Below are 13,316 nucleotides of genomic sequence, written 5' to 3' on the forward strand. Positions count from 1 at the left end.
GCTGCCGTCAAAACGACTCACGGAGGCGCTCCAAGGCGGCCGGGCGCCACGAGTCGTCGGTCGTCCCGTCGCCCGCGTCGTCGGCGTTGCCGGTTGCGGGGGTCGAAGCGGCCGGCACGCCCGACTCCCCCTCGCCGCTCCGACCTGCAGGGAGGGCGGCGTCCAGCGCATCCTCGTCGGGCAGCGTCCCGTCGCTCGCCTCGTCTCCGGCCGCCGCGCTGCGTGTCCGTGCGTCGTGGCGCTCCGTCTCTCTGTCAGCCGCCCGCCCGTCAGCCGCGTCGTCTCTGCCCTTTCGCGCCTCAGCGAGCGCGAGGTCGGCGCGGCGTTCGACCGCCTGGTTCACCGACCGGATCGAGCCGACGTACCCCCTGATGGCCTGCGTCGCCGCCTCCAGCTCCGTGACGCGCGATTCGAGATCGTCGAGCCGCTCCGACAGCGCGTCTCGCTCCGCGGCCGCGGCCGCCTCGTCGCCGAGGTCGGCGACCGCGTCGTCGGTTCCCGTGATCGCGCGCTCGACCGCCCGCAGCCGCTCCGCGAGGCGGCCGTCGGTGGGCTCGGCGGCCGAGTCGCCACTGCGCGCGTCCTCCGGGTCGGCACCGAGCGCTCGACGCTCGTCGCAATTCGGCGTTCGGGTGTTATCAGCCCCGTCGCTCCGGAGTGCGGCCTCGTCTCCCTCTCGCTCCGCTCTCTCGGCGTTTCGGTCTGTCGCCGGCGTATCCTGCCCTGCGTGGTCGGCCCGCTCCGTCCGGTCCGTAGCCGACAGGTCCGCCGTCGCCCCCGTGGCGGTCGCCGTTCCGACCGGCGCGCGGTCGGACATCTCTGTGGCTTCGGCTCGGTGTCTCTCGCTTCCCGCCGACTCCGCCGCCTCGGTGTCGGCTCTGAACAGCCCTTCCCGTTCGCGGGTCTCGTTGGTCACGCGGCCGAGTGGCCGCGGCTCTCCGGTTAAACCTCCGGGGGAAAACGTATTAGCACGGGATTAGTTACCTTACGATCATGAAAGCGGTCCTCCTCGGCGTCGGCCAGGCGGGCGGGAAGCTTACGACGGCCCTCGCCGAATTCGACGCCGACGCCGGCTACGGAGCGGTGATCGACGCGCTCGCGGTGAACACGGCGTCGGCGGATCTTGACCCCCTCCCGCTCGACACCGTCCTCGTCGGCCAGTCGCGAGTGAACGGCCACGGCGTCGGCGGCGATAACGAACTCGGCGCCGAAGTGATGGACGAAGACGTTGTCGAGGTGATGGACGCGCTCGCGCCGAAGGTGAACGCCGACGCGGAGGCGCTGTTCGTTGTCGCGGGGCTTGGCGGCGGCACCGGATCCGGCGGCGCGCCGGTCCTCGTCCGCGAACTGAGCCGAGTGTACGACGTGCCGGTGTACGCGCTCGGCGTCCTCCCCGGCCGCGACGAGGGCGCGATGTACCAGGTCAACGCCGGACGCTCCCTCAAGACGCTCGTCCGCGAGGCCGACGCGACGATCCTGCTCGACAACGACGCGTGGCGCTCCTCGGGTGAATCAGTCGAAGGCGGATTCGCGTCGATCAACGCCTCGATGGCCAAGCGGATCGGCCTGCTCCTCGCCGCCGGCGAGTCGGTCGAAGGGGTCGCAGAGTCGGTCGTCGACACCAGCGAGGTGATAAACACGCTGCGCGCCGGCGGCATGGCCGCGGTCGGCTTCGCGTCTGCGCCCGCCGCCGAGGAGGCGGAAGCGAACGTCACAACCGTGATGAGCGCCGTCCGAAGCGCGGTGATGACCGGGTTGTCGCTGCCGAACGCGACCGAGGCCGACGCCGGCCTCGTCGCCATCGCGGGCGACCCCGACCGGATCTCCCGGAAGGGCGCGGAGAAGGCGCGAAAGTGGCTCCAAGAGGAGACCGGCTCGATGCAGGTCCGCGGCGGCGATTTCCCCCTCGACTCCGACCGGGTGGCGGCGTTGGTCCTCCTCGGCGGCATCGAGCGCTCGCGGCGCGTCGAGGAGTTCCTCGAACGCGCGCGGCAGGCGGTCCGTGACGAGCCGGCGGAGCGGACGGACCCCGCGGAGGCGTTCCGGAACGACGCGCTCGACGACCTCATGTAGCCGCCGTGTACCGCGCCCCACGAGGACGTAGCGCCGTCGATACCCTCGGCTCGCAACGCCGAGCGCCGGCGAGACAGGTTCCGCACCTTTTTACTTTAGCCCGGTGGAGTCGATTCCGATGAACAACCCGTGGGACGACTGGGACCACGTGCTGAAGGTAGACCCGGACAAAGATCTGTACGGGGACGACACCTTCGAGGACGTCTGCCGGACCGGGACCGACGCGATCGAGATCGGCGGGACCCTCGATGTCACCGCGGAGAAGATGACCCGCGTCATCGACGCCGCCGCCGAGTACGACGTGCCGCTCTACCAAGAGCCGTCGAACCCCGGCGTCGTCATCGACTCGCCCGCCCTCGACGGCTACCTGATCCCGACCGTGTTCAACGCCGGCGGCCCGTTCTGGATCACCGGCGCACACAAAGAGTGGGTCCGCATCGACGATCTCGACTGGAGCCGAACGCACACCGAGGCGTACATCGTCTTAAACCCCGAGGCGTCCGTCGCGCAGCTGACCGAGGCCGACTGCGACCTCAGCGCCGACGACGTGGCGGCCTACGCGAAGGTCGCCGAACGGATGTTCGGTCAGGAGATAGTGTACGTCGAGTACTCCGGCACCTTCGGCGACACCGAGAAAGTCGCCGCCGCGCACGACGCGCTCGACGAGGCCACGCTGTTTTACGGCGGTGGCATCCACGGCTACGAGTCGGCGAACGAGATGGCCCGCCACAGCGACGTGATCGTCGTCGGCGACCTCCTCCACGCAGAGGGCGTCGACGCGGTCCGCGAGACGGTACAGGGCGCGAAAGACGCTTAAAAGCACCCCGTCGTCCCCGGCTCTCAGTACCCGTCGACCATGTTCTCGACGTACTTCGCGATCACGTCCACTTCGAGGTGGACCGGGTCGCCGACCGACTTCGCCGACAGCGTCGTCAGATCGTACGTCGTCGGAATGATCGCCACGTCGAACGCGGCCTCGCGCTTCTCGGCGACCGTCAGCGAGATGCCGTCGAGCGTCACCGACCCCTTATCAACGAGATAGTCGCCGTGTCCCTCGGGGATCGAGAAGGTGAACCGCCAGTCCTCGCCGACGCGCTCTATCGCCGTCACCTCGGCGACGGTGTCGACGTGGCCCTGCACGACGTGGCCGTCGAACCGCCCGTCCGCGGGCATCGCGCGCTCGACGTTGACGGGGTCGCCCTCGGCAACCTCGCCGAGGTACGTCTTCTCGACCGTCTCGCTCGCGAGGAACACTTCGAACCAGTCGCCGTCGCTGGCGTCGCCCTCGGCGACGTACGCCTCGACCGTGAGACAGACGCCGCTCACGCTTATCGACTGCCCGTGATGGAGGTCGTCGAACCCGTCGACGGCGATCCGCAGCCGGATCCCGCCCTCGGTCTCGGTCCGTTCGCGGACGGTTCCGGTGTCCTCGACGATGCCGGTGAACATACCGGATCTGAGCGCGCGCGACACATATCGGTTCGGTGTTGAGGCGCCGGATTCACCGGCCGTCGCACGCCTTTTATTCTCAGACGCCAATCGCAGCACAATGGCTCTCGGCGTGATGGATATGATCGGACTGGCGGCGTCGCTCGTGTTCGCGCTGCCGCTCGCGAACTACGCGGTCATCCGGCTGGCCGCCGGCGAGGTCGCGCTCGGCGCCGGCCTCCTCGTCGTCGCCGTCGCCATGGTCGTCCTGCCGCAGTACTTCCTCGATCCGGGCCGGATCCTCCGCGGGTTGCTCTCGGGGCTGCTCCCGCGACAACTCCGGAGCGGCGACGACGACGCCGGCTCCGAGGGCGACTCGGTCGAGAAGTAACCGACGCGGTTTCTCTCACCCGCGGCTCTCCGGAACGATGCCGAACGGATACGTCGCCAGCACCTCGCACCCCTCGTCGGTGACGACGACGAGGTCGGTCAGTCGCACCGCGCCCGCGCCCGGATCGGAGACCTCGGCTCCGACCGTCACGACGGTCCCCGACCGCAGCGTCCCCGCGCCCGACAGCGCTGGCGACTCGCGACGGCTCACGCCGACGCCGCGGCCGGTGCCGCGACCGAACGCCGGACCGCCGGCGTCCGCGTTCGGATCGAAGCCGTAGGCCGCGAGCTCGGCGGTCGCCTCCCCGCGAACGGTCTTCCCCGGCACGTCCGGTTCGATCTCCGCTATCGCCGCCTCGCGCGCCGACTCGACGGCGACGTACGCCCGTCGCTCCCAGCCGCCGTCGCCGTCGACGACGAACGTCCGCGTCAGGTCGCCGTAGTAGCCGTCGGGTCCGCGGGGCGAGACGCTCACGACCACCGTCTCACCGGCCCGAATCGCCTCGTCGCCCGGCAGCCGGCGATCCGCGAGCGCGCTGCCCGCCGTGACCACACTGTTTTCCGCGTCCGTGACGCCGTGAGCGCCGAGCACTGCGTTCACCTCGCGGCGAAGTCGCTCGGTCGTGAGGGGGCCGCTCTCCCACGTGAGGGCGGGTCCGCGCTCCCCGCCTGCGCCTCCGTCGGGCCCTTCCCCCGTGACCTCGCTCTCGGCCAACACCGTCTCGGCGCGCGCCATCCCCGCGGCCGCCGCGCGCTGGACCCGCCGGAGCCGGTCGATCTCGGCGTCGGTCTTCCGGGATCGGGCGGTCGCGACCGCGTCGGTCGACGCGAGCGCGTTGCCGGCGCGTTCGAGGTACACCGCGGCGTCGTGCGGGATGGACGCGGGGACGAGAATCGGGCGATCGCCGCCTTCGCCTCCCTCTCGGTCGGCGTGGTCGCCGACGACCGCCGCGGCGCGCTCGCCGGCGTGTTCGCTCGCCTGTACCGTCCGGAGCTCGCGAGCGACGCCGTCGTGGAACTCGCCGTCACCGTCGTTCCCATCGCGCGCGCCGCTCACGAACTTTCGTTCGGCTCGCGCACGGAGCGACGGCGCGACACAGAGCACGGCGCGACCCGCGGCGTCGTCGGTCGCTGCTATCACCAGCGCGGCCGCTCGGTCCGACCCGGCGAACCGCGTGAGATATCGGAGGTCGTCGTCGAACCGGTCGCCGACCGCGACGAAGGCGTCGGCGTCCGCGGCCGCGACGGCGTCGACGATCGGCGTGAGGTCGGTGCGCAGCGGGGGTCGCCCGTGCGACTCGTCGTCGCGCCCGCGGCTCACGGCTCCGGTTCGGGAACCGCCAACTCCGCCTGCACTTCTTCGACGAGATCCTGTGCGGGCTCGTCGCGGATCTCGTTGAAGAGCAGCACGCTGATCGGGAGCGTCGGCGCCCCGCTGATGAGGCTCTCCATGATCACGAGCCGCTCGCGGGCACGAGACATGCCGACGTAGAACACGCGGCGCTCGTTGTCGGTGAGGACGGGAACCGGGCTGGTGGTCTTCGTGAACTCGTCGACGCCGTCGACGTCGGTCGGGTCATCGATAGAGGCGGCCATCTGCTCGACCACCTTCTCCGTCAAGTCAGTCGCCACGAACACGTGGTCGGCCTCGCGGCCCTTCGCGGAGTGGATGGTGCCGACGCGGACGCGGGTCGGGTCCATCCCCTCGTAGTCGCCGCCGAAGTACGCGCCCATCGACTTGCGCTGGAAGCTCGTCACCTTCCTGACCATGTCGTCCGCGCTGCTCGCGTCGGGCATGAACGGGATGTACTCGTCGAGCTCGTCGCTCGTCACCGAAATCTGGGTGACGTCGTCGCTGTCGGCGGCCTCCTCGCGGTCGTCGAGGAAGTCGTAGAACTCGTCGCGCTCGTGGGTGCCGAACGCCGAGTCCTGTAGCATGTCGGCGAGCCGCCGGGCTTCGAGCCCGTTCACGGGGTCGCCCGCGTCGGCCTTCTCGATCGCGCTGACGTAGTCCTGGACGCGGTCGGTCCACATCCGCCCGTCGGTCAGCATCGTGAACGGGATGCCGTGGTCGATGAACTCGTCGATGAAGTCGAACATCTGGTAGCGCGCGCGGAACAGACACATCACGCTGCCCTCGTCGTCTTCGACCGTGTACCGGACGTTCCGGACGAGTTCGAGCATCGAGGGCGACTCTATCGCCTCGACGGTGCCGCCCTCCTTGCGGGGGTGGAGGTCCTTCTCCTGTCGCTTGTCGATGTGACGGATCTCGGCGTTGACGACGTTGAGGATCTCGGAGGGGAGCCGGTAGGAGTTCGGGAGGACCACGTCCTCGTCGACGTCGGTGTCGAGGAGGAGGTCGGGGTCGGCGCCCTGCCACGCGTAGACGACCTGGTCGTCGTCGCCGGCGATGAGCACCTTCTCCATGTGCGGGCGCCACTCCTCGAAGACGTTGTACTGCAGCGTCGTGATGTCCTGGAACTCGTCGATGATCAGGTAATCGACGTTCGGCACCAGCGAGCGCTGGGCGACCCGTTCGAGCATGTCCGCGAAGCCGACCAGATCGTGGTCCCCTTTATAAGACCGCCACGCGCGAATCGTCTCGGGGATGTCGATGCGGTCGTCGTCGGAGGGCCACGTCGGCGTGTACTTGTTCCCCTGCTGGGCGTTCGGGTCCTCCTCGGGCGGGAGCCGGACCTCCTCGACGTTCCACTGGAAGGGCACGTCGTACCAGTCGGCCACGTCGCGCTCGGTGCGCTGGAGCCACTGCGAGGTGGCGATTATCTTGTTGCCGATCGTCGTCGAGCGAGCCGTCCGCCGCCCGGCGCCGCCGTGTTGGTCTTCGAACTCGATGCCGTACTCCTCACAGAATTCCTCCTTGTCGTCTTCGCCCACCACGTCGCCGCGAGAAAGGTCCAACAGCTCGTACGCCTTCGCGTGCATGGTGCTGACGTTCCCCTGGAGGCTTCGCGGGGAGATGTCGAGCCGCTCGGCGAGCCGCTCGCGGATCTCGGCTGCGGCCGCGCGTGTGTACGAGACGACGAGTACGTCGCGAACGTCGGCGCTCTCGTCGTCGAGGATCCCCTCGACGCGGTCCAACAGAGCCGTGGTCTTCCCGCTGCCGGGACCGCCGAACAGTCGCGTCACCGTGGGATCGGTCATTGTGTGTTACTGACCCCGGTTCTCCTTAAACGACGTGGCTCGGGGCTTTCCGGAGGGAACGCTCTGTACGGGCCTGAGAGGGGTCGCTCAGTTGCTCCGCGTCGCCCGCGCCTCCCGCACGTCGGCGCCGTCACGGACGAGGTCCTCACAGGCGGGGCAGACCCGCGGTCGGTCCACCTCGTTCGGGGTGAACACCCGAACGTAGTCGGTCGTGACGAACGAACCGCAGTTCTGACAGGTCGGCATGGTTCGTACTATCGATTGATTCCACATAATACTGCCGCCGAACGCTATCGAAAGAAAACCGCTCACCGCCTGCGAGACGCCGTTGGCGTCAGGTCGGGCGCCAGTCGCAGACGCCACACTGCGCGGTTCCCTCCGGGTGTAGCGCACCACACTCGGGACACTGAAGTTTGTTATAGGATCGGTCCCAGCGTACGATCTCTGTTTCGTGGCCGCGGTCGGACAGGAACTCGTCAAACACGTCGTCGTCCGCGCTGGGTGCACTACTAGACATGCATGCTAGTTAATGCCACGCGAGTATATATACCTTGTTACGATGCTATCGATCTGGAAAATCGGACACGGACGATCGAAACGTGCCGGAAAAACTGCACGCGCATCTCGGCTCGCGATGCGGCCGGCCCGCACCGCGAACTGCGCCGTCAGTCGCCCCGCGCCGCGAACCCCCCGTCAGTCGGCCGCCGTCGGCTCGGCTCCCGGCTCGGCCGCTCCCTGTCTCGTTTCTTCCCCCGCTTCGTCCCCGGCCGATCCGGTCGAGGAGTCGCCGTCGACGAGCAGCGTCTCGACGTTCGCGAAGACGAAGCCCGCGAAGCCGACCCGAAGGAGGAGATCGAGGTACTCCAGCGTCACCGTCGCGGTGAACTGATCGAGCAGCCCGGCAATCTGTATCATCGCCCACGCGATCAACACGCCGAACGCGAAAAGCGAGAGATTCCGCGTCTTCGCGTAAAACAGCGCCCTGTCCGGCGGCTGGCGCGACGCCGCGCCCGCGATGGGGCCGAAGAACAGCCCGAGCAGGACCACGTACCCGACGAGGATGGCGCCGGTGCCCGCCAGCGCGAGCGACCCCTCGAACACCTCGGCGAAGTCGTACCCGAGCCGCATCACCACGGTGAGCCCCATCACGCCCGCGATGTAGCGCCGACTCGCCCCGGCGACGAGGGCCGCGAAGCCGAACAAGAACGGGTACGCCGCGTAGTCGGTCACCAACTGTCCGCCGTCCAGCGTGCCGCTGCCGACGGCTATCGTCCCGATGCCGGCCGCCCACATCCCCACGCCGAGACCCGACACCGCGACGACCGCGACGAACGGGTAGCAGTACCGACGCAGTTCCGCGGGCTTGCGCGCCGCGAGCGCGAAGAGCACCACGGCGGAGAGCGCGTAGACGCCCGCCGAGACGAACCGCACCGTCGACGGCTCAATCATCGGCGCTCACCTCCGTCTCGCCGGCGACGCGGTCCGCTGGCGCGTCGGCGCTCGCCGCCGGCCTCCCCGTCTGCCTCGCCGCCGACTCCGCGTCGGTCCGCGTCTCGAACTGGTCGAGCCGGTCGGTGAGCGACCCGGTCCGCTCCGCGAGGGAGGTCGCCGTCGTCGCCATGTCGCCGACGGTCTCGGCGGTCGCGTCCGCGGTCTCGGCGAGCGACCGAGCGCGGCTCGCGGCGTCGGTGGCGGAGGTGTGTACGGCCTCGACGCGCGCGGCGACCGACTCGATCCCCTCGGCGCCCTCGTCGGTCGCGCGGGCGATGTCCGCCATCGCCACGTCGACGTCCTCGACCGTGCCCGTCAGTTCCTCTATCGCGTCGCCCGCGGCCCGGACCGCGGCGGTCGTCTCGTCTAACTCGGTCATCGTTCGGTCCATCTCACCCGCCACCGCCGACACGTCGTCCGTGACCTCGCCGACCGTCGCCTCGATCTCGGTCGTCGACTCGCGCGTCTCCTCGGCGAGCCCCTTCACCTCGTCGGCGACGACGGCGAACCCGTCGCCGTCGCCCCCGGCGCGGGACGCCTCGATCGAGGCGTTGAGCGCGAGGATGTTCGTCTGTTCGGCGATGTCGGCGATCACGTCCGTCGTCTCCGCGACCCCGTCCATCCGGTCGTCGAGGCCCGCGACGAGCCCGTCGAGGTCGTCGAGGAGGTCGCCGATCGCGACGATCGCCTCGACCGCCTCCGTCGCGCGGCGCTCGCCCTCCGTGCCGAGTTCGGCCGCGGCGGTCGCGTCGCCGGCCACCTCGTCGGTCGTGGAGGCGATCTCCTCGATGGTCGCCGAGAAGTCGTCGGTGTCGGCGGCCGTCTCCCGCAGACGGTCCGTCTGTTCGTCCAACTCGTCGGCCAACGCCCGCATCTCGTCGGCGACTTCCTGGTTCATCTCGGCGACGTCGTCGGCGCGGGTCGCCATCTCCTCGCTCGTCGACTCCACGTCGGCCGCGAACGACTGGATGTCGTCGACCGTCGTCGAGAGCCCGTCGGTCATCTCGTTGTACGCCGCCGTGATCCGTTCTATCGCATCGACGTCCGTCTCCGCCGGCAGCCGGTGCGTGAAGTCGCCCTCGGCCGCCCGCTCCATGGCGCCGCCGATGTCCTCGGCGCGCTCTAAGAGGGTGTCGGACAGCGCCTCGGCCTCCTCGCGGGCCGCCTCCGCGTCCGCCTGCGCCCGGTCGGACTCCGCGACCGCGTCGCGAAGGGACCGCCGCGTCTCGTCGAAGGCGGCGAACAGCCGGCCGATCTCGTCGCGCCGGTCGGAGGTCGCTCGGGCGTCGAACTCGCCGCGGCCGACCGCCTCGGCCGTCTCCGTCAGCCGCCGCAACTCGACCGCGACGTTCCCGATCAAGACGATTCCTAACAGGCCGAGATTGAGCGTGACGACGACGCCCGTGGCGGTCAGCGCCGCCGTCGCGGCAGCCGGAGTTCCGACGGTCGCCACGTGCGCCGCGAAGAGGGCGATGAATCCGAGCGTCGCGGCGAGCGTCGCGAGGACGGCCACCCCCACCCGGCGACCGTACCGCGCAGCGATGAGGTTCAACATTGGTGCTACGCGGAGAGACCCGGACGCCCTACTTATGAATGAAGACGAAATTATCCGGTTCGATAATTTGCGTCGAGTTCGAGCGACCGGATTCGCGGCGACGCGCCGTCGTTTCTCGCCGCCCCCCGAGTACCGCCGTTTTTCCGCCGTCCGCCCCACCGGTCGGTATGCCGTCCGTCAGCGACACCTACATCGAGAACCGCCAGCGCGTCCAGCCGACCCACACCAACAACTACGAGTCGGCGCACGGGGGTAACGTCGTCAAGTGGATGGACGAAATCGGCGCGATGTCGGCGATGCGCGCCGCGGGCGAGACCTGTGTCACGGCCAAGATCAACGCGCTCGACTTCAAACGGCCGGTGCCACAGGGCGACACCTGCATCGTCGAGTCGTACGTGTACGCGGTCGGGCGGACCAGCCTCCGGACGCGGATCCGGGCGTACCGCGAGTCGCCCCGCACGGGCGAGCGGGAGCTGACGACGGAGTCGTACTTCGTGTTCGTCGCCGTCGACGCCGACGGGAAGCCGACGCCGGTCCCCTCGCTTGAGGTCGCCGGCGACCGCTGTCGCGAACTGCGCGAGGAGGCGCTCGCGGCCGAACCGGACGCGGAGCGCTGAGCGCCGCCAGCGACTCCCCGGCGCTCAGTAGTCGCCGAGGACGCCGAGCCGACGCGCCCGCCGCGTCGCGTACTGGAAGACGACGTAGCCGCCGAGGAGGTACCCGACCGCGACGGCGACGAGCAGCCCGAGGTCTGCGAGGGGGAACTCCCACAGCCGGACGCCGTCGACCATCGCGCGCTGGAGCATCGCGCTCCCGTGGGCTAAGGGGAGGAACCGCGTCCACGGCGCGTCGAGGACGGGCGCCGAAATCAGCGCGACGAACCCGAACTGCAACAGGTTCAGCCAGTTGCCGATCCGCTTATAAAGCACGGTCACGCCGCCGGCCGCGAAGCCGAGGCCGAGCACCGACGTGATCGCGAGGCCGGCGACGGCGACCACCGTGATCGGGTCGAGACTCAGCCGGGTTCCGGTGAGAAGCAGCATGACGGCGAGCACGACCGCCGAGGTGAGGAACGTCCGGACGACCTTCGCGACGCCTTTTAAAAGGGCGACCGGCGCGAACCCGAACGGCGTGGTGATGTGCCGCTCTAAGGTCCCCCACTGCACCTCGCTGCCGATGTCGCTCGACACCGACGAGTAGGCGCCGACAGACAGCGTCCACAGGAAGTAGCCGGCGATGATCCCCTCGAGCGAGTCCGTGAGCGCCTGCCCGGCCAGCAGCCGCCCGCCGTAAAAGAGCACGCCGAAGAAGAACAGCGCGATGACGATCCCCCCGATCGCGTTCGCGGGATACCGGACGAAGATCAGGTACTCCCGGTAGAGGACGGCCCGCGCGAGGTGGTAGTAGGTCGCCGGCCGCGGCTCGTCGTCGTCGCCGGTCCCGACCGGCGCGCGCTCCGTCTCACCCGTCACGGGGACCGCCCTCCCGGCTCTCCGCCCGACTCTCCGTTCAGCCCCACGGCCGACTCCCCGCCCGGCTCCATGCCCGTGAGGTCGACGAACACGTCCTCCAGCTCGGGGCGCACCGTCTCGATGTCCTCCACCGTGACGCCCGCCTCGCGGAGGGCGTCCATCAGGTCGTACAGGGCCTCGCCCGCGGCGGCGACCTCCACACTGGTGGGATCGCCCGCGTCGGGGCCGGAGTCGACCGCCCGCACGTCGAACCGCTCGCGGAGGGTCGCGATCACCGCCTCGTCGATGTCGGCGCTCGCGATCCGGAGCGTGTCCCGCTCGGTCCCGGCGAGGAGCGCCCCGACGGTGTCGTCGGCGACGATCCGACCGCCGGCCATCATCACGACGCGGTCACAGACGTCTTCGATGACGGCCATGTCGTGGCTGCTGAGCACGATGGTGAGCCCCTCCTCGCGGGCGAGCCGCCGGAGTTCGCGGCGGAGCGTCCGGGAGCTCTCGACGTCGAGCCCGAGCGTCGGCTCGTCGAGGAAGACGAGCGACGCGCCGCCCGCGAGCACGCTCGCTAACGACACCTTCTGTTTCATCCCCCGCGAGAGCTCTCGAACCGGCGTGTCGGCCTTCTCGGTGAGTTCGAGCCGGTCGAGCAGGCGGTCGTGTCTCGCCCGCACCGAGTCCGGGTCGACGCCGGCGATGGTCGCGAAGTACCGCAGGTTCTCGCGGACGGTGAGCCGCCAGTAGTCGTTGCGCGCGCCCTCCAACATCGCGTCCACGTCGGCGTACGCCGCTCGGCGGCCGTCGCTCACGTCCCTGCCGAACACCCGGACCGAGCCGGCGTCGGGGAGGACGATACCGAGTGCGCATTTAATAAGGGTGGTCTTGCCGGCCCCGTTCGGGCCGAGCAGCCCGACGATAGCGCCCTGCTCGACGCTCAGGCTCACATCGTCGACCGCCAGCACGCCGCCGTCGCCCGCGCCGAACCGCTTCGTGACGCCCGATACCGCCAGCGCCGGCGGCGACGAACCGCTCGGCTCGCCGTCCCCGGCGCCCTCGCTCCGGGAGCCTCCGGGTCGGCGTCCGTCTCGTCGGGACGCGTCGCGCTCGTCGCCGTCGCGCTCGTGGGGGTCGCCGCGTTCGCTCGCCGCGCTCTCTGCCATCGCCCACGCTACGAGCCGAGCGCGGATATATCCGCGTCCGGCGGGTACGATCGCCATGGATCTGGACCGGTTCGCCGCGGACGTACCGGCCGACGACGCGCCCGGCGACGCGCGGGTCTGCGTCGTGGCGACGCGGCCAGACACCTTCGAGCGCTGTCGCGAGGGGTTCTACCCCGCGCCGCGGTCGTACGACCGGACCCGCGCCGACTTCGAGTACGTGGCCTTCTACCGGACCGCGCCGGTGTCGGCGGTCACCCACTACGCCCGCGTCACGGCCCGCACGGAGCAGACGCGCGGCGAGCGCGGCCCGATGGACGAGGCGGACTGGGCGGCGCTCATCGACCCCTTCTCCGAGGAACGCGTCGTCGTCGTCTTCGAGTTCGCGACCCTCGTCCCGCTCGACAGACCGGTCGAGAACGACCTGCACGGCGTGCGCGGCGCGTGGTACTGCACGGTCGCGGACCTCCGCGAGGCGGCGACGCTCTCGGGGCTGCGCGACCGCGCCGGCGCGGGCGGCTGAATCGGCCACGGGCGGACCGAGCGCGACCAGAAAAACGGGCGGACCGGGCGCGACCGGCGAGACGAGCGGAC

15 protein-coding genes are annotated in these 13,316 nt (G+C 70.0%); 5 read left to right on the plus strand and 10 right to left on the minus strand.

Annotated elements, in window-relative coordinates; translation table 11 throughout:
- Positions 1–7: 7 nt before the first annotated feature.
- Positions 8–916: a hypothetical protein gene (locus DOS48_RS14765; RefSeq protein ID WP_127116487.1), complete on the minus strand. Its 909-nt coding sequence runs from the start codon at positions 914–916 to the stop codon at positions 8–10.
- Positions 917–993: 77 nt separating this feature from the next.
- Between DOS48_RS14765 and DOS48_RS14770 the strand changes: the two genes are divergently transcribed.
- Both DOS48_RS14770 and DOS48_RS14775 read left to right on the plus strand, forming a co-directional pair.
- Positions 994–2,073 (plus strand): tubulin/FtsZ family protein, encoded by a 1,080-nt coding sequence (locus tag DOS48_RS14770; protein ID WP_127116488.1) that lies wholly within the window; start codon positions 994–996, stop codon positions 2,071–2,073.
- 118 nt (positions 2,074–2,191) lie between these two features.
- Positions 2,192–2,890: a phosphoglycerol geranylgeranyltransferase gene (locus DOS48_RS14775; protein WP_127116489.1), complete on the plus strand. Its 699-nt coding sequence runs from the start codon at positions 2,192–2,194 to the stop codon at positions 2,888–2,890.
- Positions 2,891–2,913: 23 nt separating this feature from the next.
- Here DOS48_RS14775 and DOS48_RS14780 read toward each other — a convergent pair whose 3' ends face one another.
- Positions 2,914–3,522, minus strand: coding sequence for a riboflavin synthase (locus tag DOS48_RS14780; protein WP_127116490.1), 609 nt, complete (start codon positions 3,520–3,522; stop codon positions 2,914–2,916).
- A gap of 100 nt (positions 3,523–3,622) precedes the next feature.
- On the opposite strand from DOS48_RS14780, the gene DOS48_RS14785 reads away from it, so the two are divergent.
- Complete coding sequence (locus DOS48_RS14785) at positions 3,623–3,892, plus strand: hypothetical protein (RefSeq protein ID WP_127116491.1); 270 nt, start codon at positions 3,623–3,625, stop codon at positions 3,890–3,892.
- Between the two features lie 15 nt (positions 3,893–3,907).
- Here DOS48_RS14785 and DOS48_RS14790 read toward each other — a convergent pair whose 3' ends face one another.
- The 6 genes from DOS48_RS14790 to DOS48_RS14815 all read right to left on the minus strand — a co-directional run bounded on the left by DOS48_RS14790 (position 3,908) and on the right by DOS48_RS14815 (position 10,099).
- The gene (locus DOS48_RS14790; protein WP_127116492.1) at positions 3,908–5,212 is read right to left on the minus strand and encodes a Xaa-Pro peptidase family protein; all 1,305 of its coding nucleotides are present in this window, start codon (positions 5,210–5,212) and stop codon (positions 3,908–3,910) included.
- Positions 5,209–7,053 carry a UvrD-helicase domain-containing protein gene (locus tag DOS48_RS14795; RefSeq protein WP_127116493.1) on the minus strand — a complete coding sequence of 615 codons (1,845 nt, stop codon included), beginning with the start codon at positions 7,051–7,053 and terminating at the stop codon, positions 5,209–5,211. The genes DOS48_RS14790 and DOS48_RS14795 overlap by 4 nt, the downstream gene beginning before the upstream one ends.
- An 87-nt stretch (positions 7,054–7,140) precedes the next feature.
- The gene (locus tag DOS48_RS14800; RefSeq protein ID WP_008002314.1) at positions 7,141–7,299 is read right to left on the minus strand and encodes a hypothetical protein; all 159 of its coding nucleotides are present in this window, start codon (positions 7,297–7,299) and stop codon (positions 7,141–7,143) included.
- A gap of 88 nt (positions 7,300–7,387) precedes the next feature.
- Positions 7,388–7,570 carry an HVO_0416 family zinc finger protein gene (locus DOS48_RS29305; RefSeq protein ID WP_127116494.1) on the minus strand — a complete coding sequence of 61 codons (183 nt, stop codon included), beginning with the start codon at positions 7,568–7,570 and terminating at the stop codon, positions 7,388–7,390.
- Positions 7,571–7,746: 176 nt separating this feature from the next.
- Positions 7,747–8,502, minus strand: a complete 756-nt coding sequence (locus tag DOS48_RS14810) for a bacteriorhodopsin (RefSeq protein ID WP_127116495.1) — start codon at positions 8,500–8,502, stop codon at positions 7,747–7,749.
- The gene (locus tag DOS48_RS14815; protein ID WP_127116496.1) at positions 8,495–10,099 is read right to left on the minus strand and encodes a methyl-accepting chemotaxis protein; all 1,605 of its coding nucleotides are present in this window, start codon (positions 10,097–10,099) and stop codon (positions 8,495–8,497) included. Before DOS48_RS14815 ends, DOS48_RS14810 begins: the two co-directional genes overlap by 8 nt.
- A 167-nt stretch (positions 10,100–10,266) precedes the next feature.
- Between DOS48_RS14815 and DOS48_RS14820 the strand changes: the two genes are divergently transcribed.
- Positions 10,267–10,716 carry an acyl-CoA thioesterase gene (locus DOS48_RS14820; protein ID WP_127116497.1) on the plus strand — a complete coding sequence of 150 codons (450 nt, stop codon included), beginning with the start codon at positions 10,267–10,269 and terminating at the stop codon, positions 10,714–10,716.
- A gap of 24 nt (positions 10,717–10,740) precedes the next feature.
- Here the strand turns inward: DOS48_RS14820 and DOS48_RS14825 are convergent, their stop codons facing one another.
- Together DOS48_RS14825 and DOS48_RS14830 are read right to left on the minus strand one after the other, a co-directional pair.
- Complete coding sequence (locus DOS48_RS14825) at positions 10,741–11,571, minus strand: ABC transporter permease (protein ID WP_127116498.1); 831 nt, start codon at positions 11,569–11,571, stop codon at positions 10,741–10,743.
- Positions 11,568–12,725, minus strand: a complete 1,158-nt coding sequence (locus DOS48_RS14830; RefSeq protein WP_127116499.1) for an ABC transporter ATP-binding protein — start codon at positions 12,723–12,725, stop codon at positions 11,568–11,570. Before DOS48_RS14830 ends, DOS48_RS14825 begins: the two co-directional genes overlap by 4 nt.
- 55 nt (positions 12,726–12,780) lie before the next feature.
- Here DOS48_RS14830 and DOS48_RS14835 point away from each other — a divergent pair, with 55 nt between their 5' ends.
- Positions 12,781–13,245 (plus strand): hypothetical protein, encoded by a 465-nt coding sequence (locus tag DOS48_RS14835; RefSeq protein ID WP_127116500.1) that lies wholly within the window; start codon positions 12,781–12,783, stop codon positions 13,243–13,245.
- Positions 13,246–13,316 lie beyond the last annotated feature (71 nt).

The sequence above is a fragment of the Halorubrum sp. PV6 genome, assembly GCF_003990725.2.
Taxonomy (GTDB): Archaea; Halobacteriota; Halobacteria; order Halobacteriales; family Haloferacaceae; genus Halorubrum.